The sequence below is a fragment of the Pseudomonas sp. MPFS genome (assembly GCF_022537035.1).
Lineage (GTDB): Bacteria > Pseudomonadota > Gammaproteobacteria > Pseudomonadales > Pseudomonadaceae > Aquipseudomonas > Aquipseudomonas sessilinigenes.
Map to the genome: position 1 here is coordinate 5,025,479 of NZ_CP066123.1, position 19,114 is coordinate 5,044,592.

Below are 19,114 nucleotides of genomic sequence, written 5' to 3' on the forward strand. Positions count from 1 at the left end.
CTCCGGCGGACGAGCCCGGCACCTGCCTGATGCCGGGCCACGCTCAGTCGAGCATCGCCACGTGCCGTGGATGGCTCGCCACCCGTTGCATCCAGGCCTGGATGCCAGGGTAGCGAGCCAGGTCGAAACCGCCTTCATGGGCCACGTGGGTATAGGCATACAAGGCAATGTCGGCGATGGAATAGTGCTCGCCCACCAGGTATGGCGTACGGCTCAACTGCTTCTCCATCACATCCAGCGCCTTGTAGCCACGCTTGTGCAGCTTCAGGTATTCCTCCTCGCGCTCCTGGGGCAGTCCTTCGTAGAGCTTGATGAAACGCGCCACGGCGATGTAGGGCTCATGGCTGTACTGCTCGAAGAACTGCCATTGCAGGACCTGGGTACGTAGCCGCGGCTCGCTGGGCAGGAACCGGCTGCCATCGGCGAGAAAATTGAGGATTGCATTGGACTCCCACAAGCAGGTGCCATCCTCGAGTTCCAGGACCGGGATCTTGCCATTGGGGTTCTTCGCCAGGAATGCCTCGGTCTGGGTATCCCCACCCAGAATATCCACGGCCTGCCATTCATAGGGCAACCCCAGCAGATTGAGCATCAGTTTGATCTTGTAGCAGTTGCCCGAACGATAATCGCCATAAACCTTGTACATGGCCCTCCCCTTGGGCTGCCTATGCAGCCTGTGCTTGACGTATCACGGTGGCCAGCCGCTTGAGGCCTTCGTCCAGCCGTGCTGGATCGATATGGCTGAAATTCAACCGCAGATGCCCGTGATTCTGCTCCGGATCGGAAAAGAACGGCTCACCGGGCATGAATGCGACGTCGCGCTCCAGCGCCGCCCCAAGCAAAGTGCGGGTGTCCAGCGGCTGTTTCAAGCTCAACCAGAAAAACAATCCACCCTGGGGCACCTGCCAATCGGCCAGGTCGGCGAAATGAACCTGCAAAGCTGCCTGGAACGCATCACGGCGCTGGCGATAGAAACCGCGCAATGCCTCCAGGTGCAACTGGAACTTGGTGCTGCCGATCCATTGCATGGCCTGCCATTGACCGAAGCGGTTGGTGTGCAGGTCGGCCGACTGTTTCAGACGCAACAAGTGTGGGAACAGGTCCGCACTGGCGATCAGATAACCCACCCGCAGCCCAGGCAGCAGGGTCTTGGACACCGTCCCGCTGTAGATCCAACTGGCCTTTTTCAAGCGGCTGGCAATCGGCGTGGCACTGCCACCGTCGAAGGTCAGTTCACGATAGGGCTCATCCTCGATCAGGGTGACCTCGAACTCATCCAGCAAGGCCGCCACGGCATCGCGCTTGGCTTCGCTGTAGCGCACCGCCGACGGATTCTGGAAGGTCGGGATCAAATACACGAATGCCGGACGATGCTGCTCCAGGCAAGCCCGCATCCGTGCCAGGTCGGGGCCATCGGCCTGTAGCGGCACGGTCAGGCACTGGGCGCCGAACAGCTGGAAGATTTGCAGGGCCGCAAGGTAAGTCGGGGCCTCCAGCATGATCTCAGTGCCCTTGTCGATGTACAGCTTGGCCGCCAGGTCGAGGGCCTGCTGGGAACCACTGACTACCAAAACCTGGCTGGCCGTACAGGGCAGGCCGAGTTGGCGCGCCTGTTCCGCCAGGGCCTCGCGCAATTGCGGCTCGCCCTCGCTCATGCCGTACTGGCCAATCGTGTGGGGCGCATCCTGCCACTGCACATGGGGCAGCATCGCCTCGGCCGGCAACCCACCGGCAAACGACATCACCTCCGGACGCTGGGCCGCGGCAAGAATTTCACGGATCAAGGAGCTTTTGAGGCGCGACACACGTTCGGAGAAAGCCATAAAGATCACCGCTAGCGAAGGTTGGAGGGAATACGTCAAACTGGTTGACCAAAATTACGCCGGCTTTTGCAGATACGTCAATATGCTTGACCTTACCCAGCCAACCTCGCAGCAAACCGCCATGGAAGCCTTCTTCTTCGGTTACCAGGCCTTTACCGCCAAAGCCGACGAAATGCTCGAACGCCGTGGCTTGAATCGCGTGCACCAGCGCATCGTGTTCTTCATCGCTCGCTATCCAGGGCTGAGCGTGAAAGAACTGCTGGCCTTGCTGGGGGTCAGCAAGCAGGCCTTGAACACCCCCTTGCGCCAACTGATGGAAATGCACCTGGTCGATAGCGCCGCGCCCGCCTCTGACAAACGCAAACGCCTGCTGGAACTGACCGACGAGGGTGCGCGTTTCGAACAATCCTTGCGCCGCGAGCAAGTCAAGCTGCTGCAACGGGCCTTCAGCTTAGCCGGGGAAGATGCCGTCAATGGCTGGTTGGCGGTGAACCAGGCGCTAGCCGGCAAAACGGCCGACGACTGACCTGCCCAGGGGCGGTCGCTGCCATCTCCGCACGCCCCTCCTGATATAGCAGCGTCTTGGGTTTTCTTGCAGACAACTCAAAAAACATTATTTGCATTCTTTGTATACAAAAGCATAATCGCCACGTGTGAGTTCTTGACCCGCAGGTCAATAAACCCCACAAGCCCTGCCTGCCTCAAAGAACCGTTGCCCAACCCCGCGCATCCGGTTCCGAAAAAACAATAAAACTCTTGAGGAGTACTCGCTGTGGAAAGCCGCAAATCCGAAGCCTCGCCGCTCGACCTCTCGCCATCGCCGAACAGCGGCTGGCTGGAGCGCATCTTCAAACTCAGGTTGCATGGCACCACGGTGAAGACCGAGTTGATTGCCGGGGTGACGACGTTCATCACCATGGCCTACATCATCTTCGTCAATCCGAACATCATGGCCGACGCCGGTATCGATCATGGCGCAGCGTTCGTCGCCACCTGTATCTCCGCGGCCCTGGGTTGCCTGCTGATGGGGCTCTATGCCAACTGGCCGGTAGGCCTGGCACCGGGAATGGGACTCAACGCCTTCTTCACCTACACCGTGGTCGGCACCATGGGCTACCACTGGGAAACCGCCCTTGGTGCGGTATTCATCTCCGGCGTGCTGTTCATGATCCTGACCCTGTCACGGATCCGCGAATGGCTGCTCAACAGCATTCCCGCCAGCCTGCGCTTCGCCATGGGCGCCGGAGTCGGGCTGTTCCTCGGCCTGATCGGCCTCAAGACCTCCGGGATCATCGTCGACAGCCCGGCGACCCTGATCAAGCTCGGTTCCCTACGCGAGCCCGGGCCGCTGCTGGCCGCGGTGTGCTTCCTGATGATCGCCGTGCTCAGCTACCGCCGGGTGTTCGGCGCGATCCTGATCAGCATCATTGCCGTGACCCTGGCCGGCTGGGGCCTGGACCTGGTGCACTACAACGGCATCCTCTCCCCGCCGCCAAGCCTGGCGCCGACCTGGATGGCCATGGATGTCGCCGGAGTGTTCAACGTCAGCATGATCAGCGTGGTCCTGGCGTTCCTGTTCGTGCACATGTTCGATACCGCCGGGACCTTGATGGGCGTGGCCCAGCGCGCCGGACTGGTGAACCCCGATGGCCGGATCGAAAACCTGTCCCGGGCCCTCAAGGCCGACAGCGCCTCTAGCGTATTCGGCGCAGTGGTCGGCGTGCCGCCCGTCACCAGCTATGTGGAAAGTGCCGCGGGCGTAGCCGCCGGTGGCCGTACCGGCCTGACCGCCATCACCGTGGGCGTGCTGTTCGTGGCGGCGATGTTCTTCGCCCCGCTGGCGGGGATGATCCCCGCCTATGCCACCGCCGGCGCGCTGATCTATGTGGCGATGCTGATGATGGGCGGCATGGCCCATATCGATTGGGAAGAAGCCACCGACAGCATTCCGGCGATCGTCACCGCGATCATGATGCCCCTGACCTTTTCCGTCGCCGACGGGATCGCCCTGGGTTTCATCACCTACGTAGTGCTCAAGGCCGGCACCGGCAAGCACAAGGAAATCTCCATCAGCCTGTACGTGCTGTGCGCAATCTTCGTCGCCAAGTTCGTATTCCTGTAGTCACAGGCCCCGGCCGCCAAGCTCCGTCCCGTTGGATGGGGCTTTTTTCATGGAGCACCAGCCACACGACGGCAAGCCCTGACTGCAGGCAAAAAAAAGCCCGCAGTGTGGGGCGGGCAAGGACCAAAGAAAGCTATTTGCGCAGGATTCTTGGGGGAAAGTCCTAGCTTCCTCGATAGGTCGAATAGCTGTAGGGCGAAATCAGCAGCGGCACGTGGTAGTGATCCTGCTCGGCGCTGATGCCGAAGCGCAGCACCACCACATCGAGGAATGCCGGCTCCGGCAACTGCACACCGCGGGCGCGGTAGTAATCGCCAGCGTGGAAGTGCAGCTGGTAGACGCCGCTGCGGTAGTCATCGCCCTGCAGCAACGGTGCATCGCAGCGACCGTCGCTGTTGGTGACGGCGGTGGCGACCGGCTCCAGCTGAGCCCCTTCGACCCGATACAGCTCGATCTTGATGGCGCTGCCAGGGCAGCCATGTGCGGCATCCAAAACGTGTGTAGTCAAACGTCCCATTGATTCTGCGTGCCTGTCGCGCCGTGCGCTTCAGGGCTCGCGCCTCCCGAAGTCAGTGAGTGAAGGGAAGCCACAGCATCGACAGCGAGAAAGACTGTGGCAGGTGCACAATTAAGACATTTTCAATAAAAATTGTACACAATAATAATCACAAATATTCGCCTCGCCGCACAGGCTTTCGATAGCCTGCGGATCTTCTGCAAAACCACAGCAACAGACGACTTGCCATTCATTACCTGACTGCTTGGGCAAGTTTCTTGCAGAGCATTCCAGTACCGATAAAAGCGGAAAAATGCAAAAAAACGGGCTTACAAACTGAATATAAAGTTGTATACAATCAAGCCATCGCAGTGACGCCTACCTGGCTTCCCCCGACTTCAGGTCCCGCCACGCCACCGTTATCACGAACAAGAAGGAAGACTGCAGTGAGCGCTGACTACCCTCGCGACCTGATCGGTTACGGCTCCAACCCTCCTCACCCTCACTGGCCAGGCAATGCCCGGGTCGCCCTGTCCTTCGTACTCAATTACGAAGAAGGCGGCGAGCGCAACATCCTTCATGGCGACAAGGAGTCGGAAGCCTTCCTGTCTGAAATGGTCGCCGCGCAGCCCCTGCAAGGCGAGCGCAACATGAGCATGGAGTCGCTGTACGAGTACGGCAGCCGTGCCGGCGTCTGGCGGATCCTCAAGCTGTTCAAGGCATTCGATATCCCGCTGACCGTCTTCGCCGTGGCCATGGCCGCCCAGCGCCATCCGGACGTGATCCGCGCCATGGTCGAGGCCGGCCACGAGATCTGCAGCCACGGCTACCGCTGGATCGACTACCAGTACATGGATGAGGCCCAGGAACGCGAGCACATGCTCGAAGCGATCCGCATCCTCACCGAGATCACCGGTGAACGCCCCCTGGGCTGGTACACCGGCCGCACCGGCCCGAACACCCGACGCCTGGTGATGGAGGAAGGTGGTTTCCTCTACGACAGCGACACCTACGACGACGACCTGCCCTACTGGGAAGCCAACAACCCCACAGGCAAGCCGCACCTGGTGATCCCCTACACCCTGGATACCAACGACATGCGCTTCACCCAGGTCCAGGGCTTCAACAAGGGCGATGACTTCTTCCACTACCTCAAGGATGCCTTCGACGTGCTGTATGCCGAAGGTGCAGAGGCACCGAAGATGCTCTCCATCGGCCTGCATTGCCGCCTGGTGGGGCGCCCCGCGCGCCTGGCCGCCCTCAAGCGTTTCCTCGAGTACGTCAAGGGCCACGAGCAGGTCTGGTTCAGCCGCCGGGTCGATATCGCTCGCCACTGGCACCAGGTCCATCCTTACCAGGGGGCCGCGAAATGACCGCTTTCCAGACCCTCAAGCCCTCGACCCTGGACCGCGCAGGCTTCGTCGAGGCCTTCGCCGACATCTACGAGCATTCCCCATGGGTGGCCGAAGAGGCCCATGACCTGGGCCTGGATGCCTCCATCGACCAGATCGAGGGCCTGCACCAGCGCATGAGCGACATCCTGCTCAGTGCCGATCACGCCCGCCAACTGGCGCTGATCAACGCTCACCCGGACCTCGCCGGCAAGGCCGCGATCCAGGGCGAGCTGACCGAGGCCAGCACCAACGAACAGGCTGGCGCCGGCATCCATCAGTGCACCGCCGAGGAGTTCCAGCGCTTTACCGAGTTGAACGACGCCTACAAGGCCAAGTTCAAGTTCCCCTTCATCATGGCGGTGAAGGGCAGCAACCGGCACCAGATCCTCGCCGCGTTCGAAACCCGCATCCACAACTCGGTGGACACCGAGTTCAAGTGCGCCCTGGAGCAGATCAACAAGATCGCCCTGTTTCGCTTGCAAGCCCTGTAGTCCTCCAAGGTGCCAGTCCCGATGACTCCCAGGGGCCTTCAGGGACTGGCATGACAAACAGACAAGAACGATGCAGGACCACCTACGCCAGTAACGCACCGACCTGACGGCCGAGCGTGGTCAGCAGTGACTTCATTAGAGAACGAAGAAGAACAGCATGCGCACACTGACGATTGAACCCCTGACCAAAGAAGCCTTTGCCCCTTTCGGTGACGTGATCGAAACCGAGGGCAGCGACCACTTCATGATCAACAATGGTTCGACCATGCGCTTCCACCGCCTGGCGACGGTCCAGACCGCCCAACCGGAGGACCAGGCCATCATCAGCATCTTCCGCGCCGATGCGCTGGACATGCCGCTGACCATCCGCATGCTGGAACGCCATCCGCAGGGCAGCCAGGCTTTCATCCCGCTGCTCGGCAACCCCTTTCTGATCGTGGTCGCGCCGCTTGGCGATGCACCTGTATCAGGTCTGGTCCGCGCCTTCGTCAGCAATGGCAGGCAGGGCATCAATTACCATCGCGGCGTCTGGCACCACCCGGTGCTGACGATCGAAAAGCGGGATGACTTCCTGGTGGTTGATCGCAGTGGTTCGGGTAACAACTGCGATGAGCATTTCTTCAAAGAGGATGAGCGTTTGATCCTCGCCCCCCACCAATAAGAGAAGGCCCGATCACCCGACAACAAGGGTGACGGGTATGAGGTAGAGACTGTGGAAGCACATCTGTTGGAATGGCTCAATCTGAGCGTGCGCTGGATACACATGATCACCGGTGTGGCCTGGATCGGCGCATCGTTCTATTTCGTCTGGCTGGAGAACAACCTCAATCGCGCCAACCCCAGGGACGGCTTGTCCGGCGACCTCTGGGCGATCCACGGCGGCGGCATCTACCACCTGGAGAAGTACAAGCTGGCACCGCCCTCGATGCCGGAGAACCTGCACTGGTTCAAGTGGGAGGCCTACTTCACCTGGATGTCGGGGATTGCCCTGTTGTGCCTGGTGTTCTATTGGAACCCGACCCTCTACCTGCTCGCCCCTGGCAGCACCCTGAGCGGTGGTGAAGGTATCGCCATCGGCGTCGGCTCGCTGATCGCTGGCTGGTTCATCTACGACTTCCTGTGCGACTCGCCGCTGGGCAAGCACCCCGCCCTGCTGGGCCTGGTACTGTTCGTACTGGTCATCGCCGCCTGCTTCGGCTTCAGCCAGGTGTTCAGCGGTCGCGGCGCCTACCTGCACACCGGGGCGATCATCGGCACCATCATGGTGGGCAACGTGTTCCGCATCATCATGCCGGCCCAGCGCCAGCTGGTAGCGGCCATCGAGGCCAACCAGACCCCGGACCCGGTCCTGCCGGCCAAGGGCCTGCTGCGTTCGCGGCACAACAACTACTTCACCCTGCCGGTGCTGTTCATCATGATCAGCAACCACTTCCCCAGCACCTACGGCAGCCAGTACAACTGGTTGATCCTGGCCGGCATCGCCGTGGCGGCCGTGTTGGTTCGCCACTACTTCAATACCCGCCATGACAGCCACAAGTTCGCCTGGACCTTGCCAGTCGCGGCACTGGGCATGATCTGCCTGGCCTATGTGACGGGCCCAACGCCGATGACCAGCGCTCCTGAAGTGGCCAAGGCACCCGCCAAGATCGATTACCAACCCCTGCCGGAAACCGCTCTCGGGGGCGGCGCCAAACCGGCCACCGAGGCACCGGCCCAGGCTCCAGCGACGACCACTACGGCACCGGCCCAAGCCAGTAACGGCCCGAGCTTCGAGAAGGTCCACAGCGTGATCCAGGAGCGTTGCGCGGTCTGCCATTCGGCCAAGCCCACCAGCTCGCTGTTCAGCACCGCACCGGCTGGCGTGATGTTCGACACCCCGGAGCAGATCCGCCTGCAGGCAGCACGTATCCAGGCCCAGGCCGTGGCCAGCCAGATCATGCCCCTGGGCAACATCACCCAGATGACCCAGCAGGAGCGTGAGCTGATCGGTGCCTGGATTGCCCAGGGGGCCCAGACCAACTGATCCGCGCCTGGCGCCAGGCTGCTCTGCGGGCAAGCTCGCCTCTACAGAACCTGCACTCTCTGTAGAAGCGAGCTTGCTTGTCATCAGCCGATCATGATTTGCCCGTTGCACACCGCTGTGCACCAAGACACAGCGGCTAAATCACAAGAATAAGAACATCCGAGGTGTTGCATGTCCGATTCATCCGAACAGTGCGTCCCCGATGCGCCCGCCATTCAGCGCTTGCCCTTCTTGCAACTGATCCTGGTCGGTTTGCAGCACGTTCTGCTGATGTATGGCGGTGCAATCGCGGTACCGCTGATCATCGGACAGGCCGCTGGCCTGAGTCGTGAAGAAATCGCCTTCCTGATCAATGCCGACCTGCTGGTGGCCGGCATTGCCACCATCGTCCAATCGTTCGGCATCGGCCCCATGGGTATCCGCATGCCGGTGATGATGGGCGCCAGCTTCGCCGCCGTCGGCAGCATGGTGGCCATGGCCGGCATGCCCGGCATCGGCTTGCAGGGCATCTTCGGCGCCACCATCGCGGCCGGCTTCTTCGGCATGCTGATTGCGCCCTTCATGTCCAAGGTGGTGCGTTTCTTCCCGCCTTTGGTCACCGGCACGGTGATCACCTCGATCGGACTGTCGTTGTTTCCCGTGGCGGTGAACTGGGCTGGCGGAGGCACTTCCGCGCAGTTCGGCTCTCCCATCTACCTGATCGTCGCCGGGCTGGTATTGGGCACGATCCTGCTGATCCACCGCTTCATGCGCGGCTTTTGGGTGAACATCTCCGTGCTGATCGGCATGGCCCTGGGCTACGCACTGTGTGGCCTGATCGGCATGGTCGACCTCGGCGGACTGGCCCAGGCTCCCTGGCTGCAAGTGGTGACGCCGCTACACTTCGGCATGCCGCAGTTCCACCTGGCCCCCATCCTGTCCATGTGCCTGGTGGTGGTGATCATTTTCGTCGAGTCCACCGGCATGTTCCTCGCGCTGGGCAAGATCACCGGTCATGAAGTCACACCGCGCATGCTGCGCCGGGGCCTGTTGTGCGATGCCGGGGCCTCGTTCTTCGCTGGCTTCTTCAATACCTTCACCCACTCCTCCTTCGCCCAGAACATCGGCCTGGTGCAGATGACCGGGGTCCGCTGCCGCTCCGTGACCATGGTCGCCGGTGGCCTGCTGATCGTCCTCAGCCTGCTGCCCAAGGCCGCCTTCCTGGTGGCTTCGATTCCCCCGGCGGTACTGGGCGGTGCGGCCATCGCGATGTTCGGCATGGTCGCCGCCACCGGAATCAAGATTCTCCAGGAAGCCGATATCGCCGATCGCCGCAACCAACTGCTGGTGGCGGTGAGCATCGGCATGGGCCTGATCCCGGTGGTGCGTCCGGAGTTCTTCTCCCACCTGCCCCTGTGGATGAGCCCCATTACCCACAGCGGCATCGCCATGGCGACCCTGAGTGCCCTGCTGCTGAACCTTTTGTTCAACATTCTCGGCGGTGCCGAGCGGGCCTCTGCCCAGCAAGTGCACCAACACTAGCTCGTGAGCCGGGCGTCATTGCGACGCCCGGACTTTGACTCACCCATGACCTGATACCTGTCACAGCGGCGATCCCAGCAAGGAACGACCGCTACCTGCAACCGCTGCGCCTTGACAATAAGAACAACCAGGGAGCAACCACCATGCAGACCGACCGGACGGGCCTGTCGGCGTTTCGCCGCCAGCCGCCGACACGTCTCCAGCCCATGGCTGGCGCCAGCCATCTTCCCGGCATTGCCCCTCATCGCCAGCCGGTTCCGCAAATGACCGGCCTGCCCATCCGTCAATGGCTGCAAGTGCGTCACCGTGCTGCACTTGAGCCCTGCCGTGGGAGCCAGTATTCTCCGCGGCCGCGCGAATCCGGTCTAAAAAAAAGCCCGGATGAAAAACCTGACCCAAGAGCCAATTTATCCCGGCCAAGGCAGGTAGCCAGGCACACGAAAACAGTGCAGGGAAAAAACTCTCGCTCGACTGTATCGCTACAGCCGGACGGGAGTTTTTTTGCTTTTTTCGGACCTGGCCCAGCAGACGCTAAAAGCGTCGACGCTGATCGAACGCAGAGTTGTAACGCAAGGAAAAGGCGCCAAACCAGAGCGCTATGCCAAGAAAACATGGAACCACTACTTTTGGAGCAACCGAATGAACCCGATGAGCAAGAACCTGCTGCTCGCCACCGGCCTGCTGGCCGGGAGCCAGGCCATGGCTGGCGATCTGCTGCAGTGGCAGAACAACAGCCTGACCTACCTGTATGGCAAGAACTTCCAGGTCAATCCGCAGATTCAACAGACCGTGACGTTCGAACACGCCGACGCCTGGAAATATGGGGATAACTTCTTTTTCCTCGACCGCATCTTCTACAACGGCAAAGAGGACGGCAACGTCGGCCCGGACACCTATTACGGTGAGTTCACCCCGCGCCTGTCGTTCGGCAAGATCTTCGACCAGAAGCTGGAATTCGGCCCGATCAAGGACGTGCTCCTGGCCTTTACCTACGAGTTCGGCGAAGGCGACAACGAGTCCTACCTGGTCGGTCCCGGGTTCGATCTGGCAGTGCCCGGTTTCGACTACTTCCAGCTGAACTTCTACCAGCGCCACACCGAAGGCAGCCGCCCAGGCGATAACGTCTGGCAGATCACCCCAGTGTGGTCCTACACCATTCCCGTGGGCGGTTCGGACATCCTGATCGACGGCTACATGGACTGGGTCGTGGACAATGACCGCAACGCCAAGGGCACCTACCACGCCAACCTGCACTTCAACCCACAGGTCAAGTACGACCTGGGCAAGGCCATGAACTGGGGCGCCAAGCAGCTGTACGTCGGTTTCGAGTACGACTACTGGAAGAACAAGTACGGCATCCAGGATTCCCGTGGCTTCGAAACCAACCAGGACACCGCCAGCCTGCTGATCAAGTACCACTTCTGATCAGAGCTTGCGGACGCTGCCTCCACCCGGTTGGAGGCAGCGCACAATACATCTACAAATTCGATAAAACCTTCGCACATTTCGCAACCATCGATCGATGAAGCAGGCATAACATGCCGCCATTCCCACATTGATCAGGAGTTGCCCATGACCCAGCTGCGCAAGGTACTCAGCATCCATAGCGGCCAGCCCGCCTCTGACGGTGCCGGGGTGAAACTGACCCGGGTCTTCGGTGGCCAGGGTGTCGAACGCTTCGATCCGTTCCTGATGCTCGACGAATTCGGTTCACAGAACCCGGACGACTACATCGCCGGATTTCCACCTCATCCACATCGTGGTTTCGAGACCGTGACCTACATGCTCGAAGGGCGCATGCGCCACGAGGACCACCTGGGTAATGTCGGCCTGTTGCACAGTGGCGGCGTGCAGTGGATGACCGCAGCCAAAGGCATTATCCACAGTGAGATGCCAGAGCAGGAAGAAGGCGTGATGCGCGGCTTCCAGCTGTGGCTGAACCTGCCGGGCCGGCACAAGCTCGACCCCGCCGCCTACCGGGACATCCAGCCCCAGGACATCCCCCGGCTGACCACCACCGGAGGAGTCGAGGTGGCCGTGATTGCCGGACGCTTCGACGATGGCCAACACCAGCAGGCAGGAGCCGTGGAGCGCCCCCATACCGAGCCACAGTACTTCGACCTGCGATTGCCCGCCGGCGCCTCAGTCAGTCCACGCCTGCCAGCAGGGCATCGGGCGTTGCTGTACGTCTACGAAGGCGCGCTCGAGCTTCCCGGCCATCCACAGAGCGTGGCCAGCGGCAAGCTGGTGCGCCTGTCCGATGACGGTGAGTTGCAATTAAGCAGCTTGCACGGTGCCCGAGTGCTTCTGATCGCCGGCAAGCCCTTGGCTGAACCTGTGGTGCAGTACGGACCTTTCGTGATGAATACCCGGGAGGAAATCGAGCAGGCCCTGCGAGACTTTCGCGACGATCGCCTGACGGACTGAAGCCCAGGGCCAGGGCTCAGGCCGGCGCCAGAGTCTTGCGCAAGCCGAGAAATCGCGCCAGTTCCTGGGCCTTGGCCAGTGCGTCGCTGCGCCCCAGCTCGATCAGTTCGCTGCAATAAGCCGCCTCGAACAGCAGGTAGCTCAACACCCCAGCACCACTGGTTCGAGTCGCCCCCGGCCCCCGCAGGAACAAGCGAAGGGCTGCCGGCAACTCCTGCCGGTGGCGCGCGGCGATCTCATCGATCGGCTGGCTTGGGGCAATCACCAGTACCTCGACCGGGGCAATGCCCAGGCCGTGCTCGGTGGCACCGCCTGGCACCAGGCGGGTGAAATGATTGAGGCGCTCCAGCAGTTCGATATCGCTCTCCAGGCTGTCGATGAAGGTACTGTTGAGCATGTGGCCACCAATCTGCGCCAACGTCGGCTCCTGCCCGGTGTAGCTGCGTGGCGTGGCGTTCTCCGGATCGTTGCCCCGCGGGTTGCCACTGACCCCCACCACCAGCACCCGACTGGCTCCCAGGTGCAACGCCGGGCTGATGGGCGCCGACTGGCGTACCGCACCATCGCCGAAGTACTCCTGGTCGAGCTTCACTGGGGCGAACAACAGTGGGATCGCCGAACTCGCCAGCAGGTGGTCCACGGTCAAGCGGGTCGGCAACCCGATCCGCCGATGTCGCAACCAAGGGTCGATCACCCCTCCCCCTTGATAGAAGGTCACGGCCTGGCCGGACTCGTAACCGAAGGCGGTGACCGCCACTGCATGCAACTGCCCCTGGGAAATGGCATCGCCGATCCCCGAAAGGTGCATGTGCTGGTTGAGCAAATCCCGCAGGGGCGAACTGTTGATCAGCGCCACCGGCACCTGGGCGCCCAATCCCAACAGGCTGTGGCCGACGAACCGGCTGGCCTGGCGAATCACCCCCGGCCAGTCGCTGCGCATCACCTGGTCACTGCGAAAGCTGCGCCAGAACTCTGTGAGGCGCTTGATCGCCGCCGAGAAATCAGTGGCGCCACTGGCCAGGCTGACGGCGTTGATGGCCCCGGCGGAGGTGCCAACGATCACTGGAAAGGGGTTGCGTGCCCCCGGCCCAAGCAGTTCGGCAATCGCCGACAAGACCCCGACCTGATAAGCCGCCCGGGCTCCACCGCCGGAAAGAATCAAACCGGTGACAGGTTCTGCCGCACTCATCAACTCATTCCCTCCATGGCGCCCGGGGGCCGTTCTGTCATTGCCTGGGGATCACCCGCGCTTCTTGTAGAGGCGCGGCTCACCCGGCGGCCGGCTCTTGAAGCGTCGATGTGCCCAGAGATATTGCTCGGGACAAGCACGCAACGCACCCTCGACCCACTGGTTGATCCGCAGGCAATCCTCTTCTTCGGTGGCGCCGGGAAAGTCTTCCAGCGGAGCATGAATCACCAGGCGATACCCGCGGCCATCGGCCAGACGCTCCTGGGTGAAAGGCACCACCTGCGCCTTGCCCAGGCGGGCGAACTTGCTGGTAGCCGTGACCGTGGCAGCTTGAATGCCGAACAGGGGCACGAACAGGCTCTGCTTGGCGCCGTAGTCCTGGTCCGGCGCATACCAGATCGCACGGCCGGAACGCAGTAGCTTGAGCATGCCGCGCACGTCCTCGCGCTCCACGGCCAGGGAATCGAGATTGTGCCGCTCGCGGCCGCGGCGCTGAATGAAATCGAATACCGGATTCTTGTGCTGGCGATACATGCCGTCGATGGTGTGCTGCTGGCCCAGCAGCGCAGCACCGATTTCCAGGGTGGTGAAATGCAGGGCCATCAGGATCACCCCCTGCCCCTCTCGCTGGGCCTGCTTGAGGTACTCCAGCCCCTCGACGTGGGCCAGACGGGCCAGGCGCGGCTTGGACCACCACCAGCTCATGGCCATTTCGAAGAATGCGATCCCGGTCGAGGCGAAGTTCTCCTTGAGCAGGCGCTTGCGCTCTGCCACGGACTTTTCCGGGAAGCACAATTCCAGATTGCGCCCGGCAATGCGCCGGCGCTCGCCCGCTACCCGATACATCAGCGCCCCCAGGGCACGACCGATTTGCAGCAGGACGGGATAGGGCAGTTGGACGACCAGCCATAACAAGCCAAGCCCCAGCCACAGCGGCCAGAAACGTGGAGACAAGAATGCAGCTTGAAAACGCGGGCGATCCATTAAAGATTCCGGACAGACAACAGGGTCGCGCATTCTACAACGGTTCGACCTGGCTTGCGGGCCGAGGGCGTTCTCGTTATAAGTCTCGGCACTTTTAGTGACAAGCCGCCTTCTGCAGACCATGAGCCAAACCGAATCGCTAGACCAAGACCCCGTCTTCCAGTTGAAAGGCAGCATGCTCGCCATCACCGTACTGGAACTGGCCCGCAACGACCTTGAGGGCCTGGATCGGCAACTGGCCGCGAAGGTCGCCCAGGCACCGAACTTCTTCAGCAACGCCCCCCTGGTCCTGGCCCTGGACAAACTGCCCGCCACCGAAGGCTCGGTGGACCTGCCCGCACTGATGCGCGTGTGCCGCCAACATGGCCTGCGTACCCTGGCCATTCGCGCCAGCCGAATCGAGGACATTGCCGCGGCGATTGCCGTCGACCTGCCGGTTCTGCCACCGTCCGGAGCCAGGGAACGACCGCTGGACCCACCTGAAAGCGAAGTCCGCAAGGTTCCGGAAAAGCCCCCCGAGCCTACCGTCAAGCCAACCCGCATCATCACTTCGCCAGTACGCGGTGGGCAGCAGATCTATGCCCAGGGCGGCGACCTGGTGGTGGTGTCCTCGGTCAGCCCCGGCGCGGAACTTCTCGCCGACGGCAATATCCATGTATACGGCCCAATGCGTGGCCGGGCGCTGGCTGGCGTCAAGGGTGACACCAAGGCGCGGATTTTTTGTCAGCAGTTGAGCGCCGAACTGATCTCCATCGCCGGCCAGTACAAGGTCTCCGAAGACCTGCGACGCGACCCTTTGTGGGGCTCGGGAGTCCAGGTCAGCCTGTCGGGAGACGTGTTGAACATCACTCGTCTTTAACGGATACTGCCGCATTTTCCAAACATCTCTAAAACGTAGCGAAAACGGCTCAAACGAAGTGGGAAATTGGCGACCCGCAGCGTCTACCGACGGTAGATCCTGCCACTGGCCGAGCTCCAGCCACGGCTGTCCGACTGCAGTAGTTTTCAAGAGATGTTTTTCAGGGACCCAAAGTCCTTTTTCCTTAGGGGTGAAACACCTTGGCCAAGATTCTCGTTGTTACATCCGGCAAGGGTGGTGTGGGTAAAACCACCACCAGCGCCGCTATCGGTACCGGCCTCGCTCTGCGTGGCCACAAGACTGTCATCGTCGACTTCGACGTCGGCCTGCGTAACCTCGACCTGATCATGGGCTGCGAGCGTCGCGTGGTGTATGACTTCGTCAACGTGGTGAATGGCGAGGCCAACCTGCAGCAGGCGCTGATCAAAGACAAGCGCCTGGAAAACCTCTATGTACTGGCCGCCAGCCAGACCCGCGACAAAGACGCGCTGACCCAGGAAGGCGTGGAAAAAGTCCTGATGGAGCTCAAGGAGACCTTCGATTTCGTGGTCTGCGACTCTCCGGCCGGCATCGAGAAAGGCGCTCACCTGGCGATGTACTTCGCCGACGAAGCGATTGTCGTGACCAACCCGGAAGTGTCTTCGGTTCGCGACTCCGACCGCATGCTGGGCCTGCTGGCCAGCAAGTCCCGCCGGGCCGAGAAAGGCGAAGATCCGATCCAGGAACACCTGCTGATCACCCGCTATCACCCGGAGCGAGTCGAAAAAGGCGAGATGCTTGGCGTCGAAGACGTCAAGGAAATCCTCGCCGTTCGCCTGCTGGGCGTGATCCCGGAGTCCCAGGCAGTGCTCAAGGCTTCCAACCAGGGTATCCCTGTCATCCTCGACGACCAGAGCGATGCCGGCCAGGCCTACAGCGACACCGTCGATCGCTTGCTGGGCAAGGAAAAAGAACACCGGTTCCTGAATGTCGAGAAGAAGGGATTCTTCGAGCGCCTGTTTGGAGGTAGATAATGAATCTTTTTGACTTCTTTCGTGCCAGCAAAAAGGTCACTACCGCGTCGGTAGCGAAAGAGCGTCTACAGATCATCGTGGCGCACGAACGCGGCCAGCGCAGCACCCCGGATTACTTGCCTGCCCTGCAGAAGGAACTGGTGGAAGTGATCCGCAAGTACGTCAATATCGGGTCCGACGACGTGCATGTCGCCCTGGAAAACCAGGGCAGTTGCTCGATCCTGGAACTCAATATCACCCTGCCTGATCGCTGATCGACCAGGCTGGAGCCACGGCGGCTCGCGGGCCTCATGCATACATGGGGCTGGCGTGCCGCCGTTGGCGTTTGTTACGAGACTGTTTTAATGCCGCTGTCCAACATCCACATCCTGCATCAGGATGCCGCCCTCCTGGTGGTCAACAAACCGACCCTGCTGCTTTCGGTTCCCGGTCGCGCCGACGACAACAAGGATTGCCTGATCACCCGCTTGCAGGAGAACGGTTATCCCGAGGCCCGCATCGTCCATCGACTGGACTGGGAAACTTCAGGGATCATCCTGCTGGCTCGCGATCCGGATACCCATCGCGAGCTGTCCCGGCAGTTCCATGACCGCGAGACCGAAAAGGCCTATACCGCCCTGTGCTGGGGTCAGCCGGAACTGGACAGCGGCAGCATCGACCTGCCCCTGCGCTATGACCCACCGACCAAACCGCGACACGTGGTGGACCACGAACAGGGCAAGCACGCCCTGACCTTCTGGCGCGTACTGGAGCGCTGTGGCGACTGGTGCCGGGTCGAGCTGACGCCCATCACCGGCCGCTCCCACCAATTGCGCGTGCATATGCTGTCGATCGGCCACCCGCTGCTGGGCGATGGCCTCTACGCGCATCCACAAGCCCTGGCCGCCTGGCCGCGCCTGTGCCTGCACGCCAGCATGCTCGCTTTCACCCATCCGCAGACCGGCGAACGCTTGCGCTTCGAATGCACCGCGCCGTTCTGAAGCCTTTGTAGCAGGAGACCCCAGCGGCTCCTGCTGACGCCTCCAAGAGCCCACGCCGCCACTTTTCCGATCAATACGTTAAACTCGCGCCACTGCTGTCTGGAGCTACTTATGCGCGAAGAGTTGAACCAAGGCCTGATCGACTTCCTCAAGGCCTCCCCTACCCCTTTCCATGCCACTGCCAGCCTTGTTCAACGCCTGGAAGCAGCGGGCTACCAGCGTCTCGATGAGCGCGAACCGTGGACCACCGAAGCCAACGGCCGCTACTACGTCACGCGCAACGATTCCTCCATCGTCGCCGTCAAGCTGGGTCGGCACTCCCCTCTGCACGGTGGCATTCGCATGGTCGGCGCCCATACCGACAGCCCGTGCCTGCGGGTCAAGCCTCAACCCGAGCTGCAACGCCAGGGTTTCTGGCAACTGGGCGTGGAAGTCTATGGCGGGGCGCTGCTGGCCCCCTGGTTCGATCGCGACCTGTCCCTGGCAGGCCGGGTGACCTTCCGCCGCGACGGCAAGGTGGAAAGCCAGTTGATCGACTTCAAGGCGCCGATCGCGATCATTCCCAACCTGGCCATCCACCTCAACCGTGAAGCCAACCAGGGCTGGGCGATCAATCCACAGAACGAGCTGCCCCCGATCCTGGCCCAGTTCGCCGGTGACGAGCGCGTGGACTTTCGTGCCGTGTTGACCGACCAACTGGCCCGCGAACACGGCCTGAACGCCGACGTGGTGCTGGATTACGAATTGAGTTTCTACGACACCCAGAGCGCTGCGGTGATCGGCCTGCACGGCGACTTCATCGCCGGCGCGCGCCTGGACAACCTGCTGTCCTGCTACGCCGGGCTGCAAGCCCTGCTCAATGCCGACAGCGACGAAACCTGCGTGCTGGTGTGCAACGACCATGAAGAGGTCGGCTCCTGCTCGGCCTGTGGCGCCGATGGCCCGATGCTCGAGCAGACCCTGCGCCGCCTGCTGCCCGAAGGTGACGAGTTCGTGCGTACCATTCAGAAATCGCTGCTGATTTCTGCCGACAACGCCCACGGCGTACACCCCAACTACGCCGACAAGCACGACGCCAATCACGGCCCCAAGCTCAATGCCGGCCCAGTGATCAAGGTCAACAGCAACCAACGCTACGCCACCAACAGCGAGACTGCCGGTTTCTTCCGTCACCTGTGCATGGCCGAAGAGGTGCCGGTGCAGAGCTTCGTGGTCCGTAGCGACATGGGCTGCGGCTCCACCATCGGCCCGATCACCGCCAGCCACCTGGGGGTACGGACCGTGGACATCGGCCTGCCGACCTTCGCCATGCACTCGATCCGCGAGCTGTGCGGCAGTCATGACCTGGTCCACCTGGTCAAGGTGCTGAGCGCCTTCTACGCCAGCCAAGAGCTGCCGTAGGCCGCCAACCGAGCCCGCACAGGGACGTCACCTGTGCCGGCTCGACCCCAGGAACCGGTGGCAGAGCGGCCGGTTGCTGATGCACATCACCACGGATCGCGACAAAACGACCTAGACTTATAAGAATTCCTTCTGAGGAGGCCACGGCCATGATCTCGATGTCTTCATTCCATTCCATGCTCGTGCCGATCCTCGCTGGCATGATCCTGCTGGCCATCGGCTTCAATTTCCGCGACAAGAACCTCGGCGTGTTCAGCATGTGGACTGGCATGCTGCTGATCCTTGGCACCGTGGTCTACAAGATCCTGGCCAAGCTCGCGGAATAAATGCGGCACTCGCCCTCGCATTGAATTTGGCGGCCTCGTACACTCGGTCGATCCTGCATTCCTCC

The 19,114-nt window shown here is 61.7% G+C and carries 20 protein-coding genes; 15 read left to right on the plus strand and 5 right to left on the minus strand.

The genetic code is table 11. The annotated features are described in order from the left end of the window. Nucleotides 1-43: 43 nt before the first annotated feature. Complete coding sequence (locus I9018_RS22880; RefSeq protein ID WP_068587600.1) at nucleotides 44-646, minus strand: glutathione S-transferase family protein; 603 nt, start codon at nucleotides 644-646, stop codon at nucleotides 44-46. A gap of 19 nt (nucleotides 647-665) precedes the next feature. Further along, on the minus strand, nucleotides 666-1,823 hold the full coding sequence (locus tag I9018_RS22885; protein WP_068587599.1) for a PLP-dependent aminotransferase family protein: 1,158 nt from the start codon (nucleotides 1,821-1,823) through the stop codon (nucleotides 666-668). An 82-nt stretch (nucleotides 1,824-1,905) separates the two neighbouring features. Between I9018_RS22885 and I9018_RS22890 the strand changes: the two genes are divergently transcribed. Both I9018_RS22890 and I9018_RS22895 read left to right on the plus strand, forming a co-directional pair. Then, nucleotides 1,906-2,349 carry a MarR family transcriptional regulator gene (locus I9018_RS22890; protein ID WP_241107579.1) on the plus strand — a complete coding sequence of 148 codons (444 nt, stop codon included), beginning with the start codon at nucleotides 1,906-1,908 and terminating at the stop codon, nucleotides 2,347-2,349. Between the two features lie 246 nt (nucleotides 2,350-2,595). Further along, nucleotides 2,596-3,945, plus strand: coding sequence for an NCS2 family permease (locus tag I9018_RS22895; RefSeq protein ID WP_068595874.1), 1,350 nt, complete (start codon nucleotides 2,596-2,598; stop codon nucleotides 3,943-3,945). Between the two features lie 163 nt (nucleotides 3,946-4,108). Here the strand turns inward: I9018_RS22895 and uraH are convergent, their stop codons facing one another. Next, nucleotides 4,109-4,462 carry a hydroxyisourate hydrolase gene (gene uraH, locus I9018_RS22900; protein WP_068587591.1) on the minus strand — a complete coding sequence of 118 codons (354 nt, stop codon included), beginning with the start codon at nucleotides 4,460-4,462 and terminating at the stop codon, nucleotides 4,109-4,111. Nucleotides 4,463-4,887: 425 nt separating this feature from the next. Here uraH and puuE point away from each other — a divergent pair, with 425 nt between their 5' ends. From puuE to I9018_RS22935, 7 genes are all read left to right on the plus strand, one after another. Next, nucleotides 4,888-5,814 carry an allantoinase PuuE gene (gene puuE, locus I9018_RS22905; RefSeq protein WP_241107580.1) on the plus strand — a complete coding sequence of 309 codons (927 nt, stop codon included), beginning with the start codon at nucleotides 4,888-4,890 and terminating at the stop codon, nucleotides 5,812-5,814. Beyond that, nucleotides 5,811-6,326, plus strand: a complete 516-nt coding sequence (gene uraD / locus I9018_RS22910; protein ID WP_241107581.1) for a 2-oxo-4-hydroxy-4-carboxy-5-ureidoimidazoline decarboxylase — start codon at nucleotides 5,811-5,813, stop codon at nucleotides 6,324-6,326. Before puuE ends, uraD begins: the two co-directional genes overlap by 4 nt. Nucleotides 6,327-6,483: 157 nt before the next feature. Continuing rightward, nucleotides 6,484-6,987, plus strand: a complete 504-nt coding sequence (locus tag I9018_RS22915; protein ID WP_068587585.1) for an ureidoglycolate lyase — start codon at nucleotides 6,484-6,486, stop codon at nucleotides 6,985-6,987. A gap of 51 nt (nucleotides 6,988-7,038) precedes the next feature. Next, the gene (locus tag I9018_RS22920; RefSeq protein ID WP_068595877.1) at nucleotides 7,039-8,349 is read left to right on the plus strand and encodes a urate hydroxylase PuuD; all 1,311 of its coding nucleotides are present in this window, start codon (nucleotides 7,039-7,041) and stop codon (nucleotides 8,347-8,349) included. Between the two features lie 171 nt (nucleotides 8,350-8,520). Next, nucleotides 8,521-9,870: a nucleobase:cation symporter-2 family protein gene (locus I9018_RS22925; protein WP_124348277.1), complete on the plus strand. Its 1,350-nt coding sequence runs from the start codon at nucleotides 8,521-8,523 to the stop codon at nucleotides 9,868-9,870. A 639-nt stretch (nucleotides 9,871-10,509) separates the two neighbouring features. Then, nucleotides 10,510-11,295 carry an outer membrane protein OmpK gene (locus I9018_RS22930; protein WP_068587386.1) on the plus strand — a complete coding sequence of 262 codons (786 nt, stop codon included), beginning with the start codon at nucleotides 10,510-10,512 and terminating at the stop codon, nucleotides 11,293-11,295. A gap of 147 nt (nucleotides 11,296-11,442) precedes the next feature. Beyond that, entirely contained in the window at nucleotides 11,443-12,297 is an 855-nt protein-coding gene (locus tag I9018_RS22935; RefSeq protein WP_241107582.1) for a pirin family protein, read from the plus strand. Between the two features lie 16 nt (nucleotides 12,298-12,313). Here I9018_RS22935 and I9018_RS22940 read toward each other — a convergent pair whose 3' ends face one another. Together I9018_RS22940 and I9018_RS22945 are read right to left on the minus strand one after the other, a co-directional pair. Then, the gene (locus tag I9018_RS22940) at nucleotides 12,314-13,486 is read right to left on the minus strand and encodes a patatin-like phospholipase family protein (protein WP_068587390.1); all 1,173 of its coding nucleotides are present in this window, start codon (nucleotides 13,484-13,486) and stop codon (nucleotides 12,314-12,316) included. A gap of 51 nt (nucleotides 13,487-13,537) precedes the next feature. Next, a complete protein-coding gene (locus I9018_RS22945) occupies nucleotides 13,538-14,470 on the minus strand; it encodes a lipid A biosynthesis lauroyl acyltransferase (protein ID WP_241107583.1) in 933 nt (310 codons plus the stop codon). Between the two features lie 121 nt (nucleotides 14,471-14,591). Between I9018_RS22945 and minC the strand changes: the two genes are divergently transcribed. The 6 genes from minC to I9018_RS22975 all read left to right on the plus strand — a co-directional run bounded on the left by minC (nucleotide 14,592) and on the right by I9018_RS22975 (nucleotide 19,049). Continuing rightward, a complete protein-coding gene (minC, locus tag I9018_RS22950) occupies nucleotides 14,592-15,329 on the plus strand; it encodes a septum site-determining protein MinC (RefSeq protein WP_068587393.1) in 738 nt (245 codons plus the stop codon). Between the two features lie 200 nt (nucleotides 15,330-15,529). Then, nucleotides 15,530-16,342: a septum site-determining protein MinD gene (minD, locus tag I9018_RS22955; protein WP_058433395.1), complete on the plus strand. Its 813-nt coding sequence runs from the start codon at nucleotides 15,530-15,532 to the stop codon at nucleotides 16,340-16,342. Next, nucleotides 16,342-16,596, plus strand: coding sequence for a cell division topological specificity factor MinE (gene minE, locus I9018_RS22960; RefSeq protein ID WP_068587395.1), 255 nt, complete (start codon nucleotides 16,342-16,344; stop codon nucleotides 16,594-16,596). The genes minD and minE overlap by 1 nt, the downstream gene beginning before the upstream one ends. A 90-nt stretch (nucleotides 16,597-16,686) precedes the next feature. Beyond that, the gene (locus tag I9018_RS22965; RefSeq protein ID WP_068587398.1) at nucleotides 16,687-17,322 is read left to right on the plus strand and encodes an RluA family pseudouridine synthase; all 636 of its coding nucleotides are present in this window, start codon (nucleotides 16,687-16,689) and stop codon (nucleotides 17,320-17,322) included. 111 nt (nucleotides 17,323-17,433) lie between these two features. Next, a complete protein-coding gene (locus I9018_RS22970) occupies nucleotides 17,434-18,723 on the plus strand; it encodes a M18 family aminopeptidase (protein ID WP_068587399.1) in 1,290 nt (429 codons plus the stop codon). Between the two features lie 149 nt (nucleotides 18,724-18,872). After that, nucleotides 18,873-19,049: a hypothetical protein gene (locus I9018_RS22975; protein WP_164487340.1), complete on the plus strand. Its 177-nt coding sequence runs from the start codon at nucleotides 18,873-18,875 to the stop codon at nucleotides 19,047-19,049. Nucleotides 19,050-19,114: the final 65 nt, after the last annotated feature.

Excerpts from the sequence above, each read along its gene's own strand:
- I9018_RS22880 (WP_068587600.1), bottom strand. The coding sequence starts at position 646 with ATGTACAAGGTTTATGGCGATTATCGTTCGGGCAACTGCTACAAGATC.
- I9018_RS22885 (WP_068587599.1), bottom strand. The coding sequence starts at position 1,823 with ATGGCTTTCTCCGAACGTGTGTCGCGCCTCAAAAGCTCCTTGATCCGT.
- I9018_RS22890 (WP_241107579.1), top strand. The coding sequence starts at position 1,906 with ATGCTTGACCTTACCCAGCCAACCTCGCAGCAAACCGCCATGGAAGCC.
- uraH (WP_068587591.1), bottom strand. The coding sequence starts at position 4,462 with ATGGGACGTTTGACTACACACGTTTTGGATGCCGCACATGGCTGCCCT.
- uraD (WP_241107581.1), top strand. The coding sequence starts at position 5,811 with ATGACCGCTTTCCAGACCCTCAAGCCCTCGACCCTGGACCGCGCAGGC.
- I9018_RS22915 (WP_068587585.1), top strand. The coding sequence starts at position 6,484 with ATGCGCACACTGACGATTGAACCCCTGACCAAAGAAGCCTTTGCCCCT.
- I9018_RS22925 (WP_124348277.1), top strand. The coding sequence starts at position 8,521 with ATGTCCGATTCATCCGAACAGTGCGTCCCCGATGCGCCCGCCATTCAG.
- I9018_RS22930 (WP_068587386.1), top strand. The coding sequence starts at position 10,510 with ATGAACCCGATGAGCAAGAACCTGCTGCTCGCCACCGGCCTGCTGGCC.
- I9018_RS22935 (WP_241107582.1), top strand. The coding sequence starts at position 11,443 with ATGACCCAGCTGCGCAAGGTACTCAGCATCCATAGCGGCCAGCCCGCC.
- I9018_RS22940 (WP_068587390.1), bottom strand. The coding sequence starts at position 13,486 with ATGAGTGCGGCAGAACCTGTCACCGGTTTGATTCTTTCCGGCGGTGGA.
- I9018_RS22945 (WP_241107583.1), bottom strand. The coding sequence starts at position 14,470 with ATGGATCGCCCGCGTTTTCAAGCTGCATTCTTGTCTCCACGTTTCTGG.
- minC (WP_068587393.1), top strand. The coding sequence starts at position 14,592 with ATGAGCCAAACCGAATCGCTAGACCAAGACCCCGTCTTCCAGTTGAAA.
- minE (WP_068587395.1), top strand. The coding sequence starts at position 16,342 with ATGAATCTTTTTGACTTCTTTCGTGCCAGCAAAAAGGTCACTACCGCG.
- I9018_RS22965 (WP_068587398.1), top strand. The coding sequence starts at position 16,687 with ATGCCGCTGTCCAACATCCACATCCTGCATCAGGATGCCGCCCTCCTG.
- I9018_RS22970 (WP_068587399.1), top strand. The coding sequence starts at position 17,434 with ATGCGCGAAGAGTTGAACCAAGGCCTGATCGACTTCCTCAAGGCCTCC.
- I9018_RS22975 (WP_164487340.1), top strand. The coding sequence starts at position 18,873 with ATGATCTCGATGTCTTCATTCCATTCCATGCTCGTGCCGATCCTCGCT.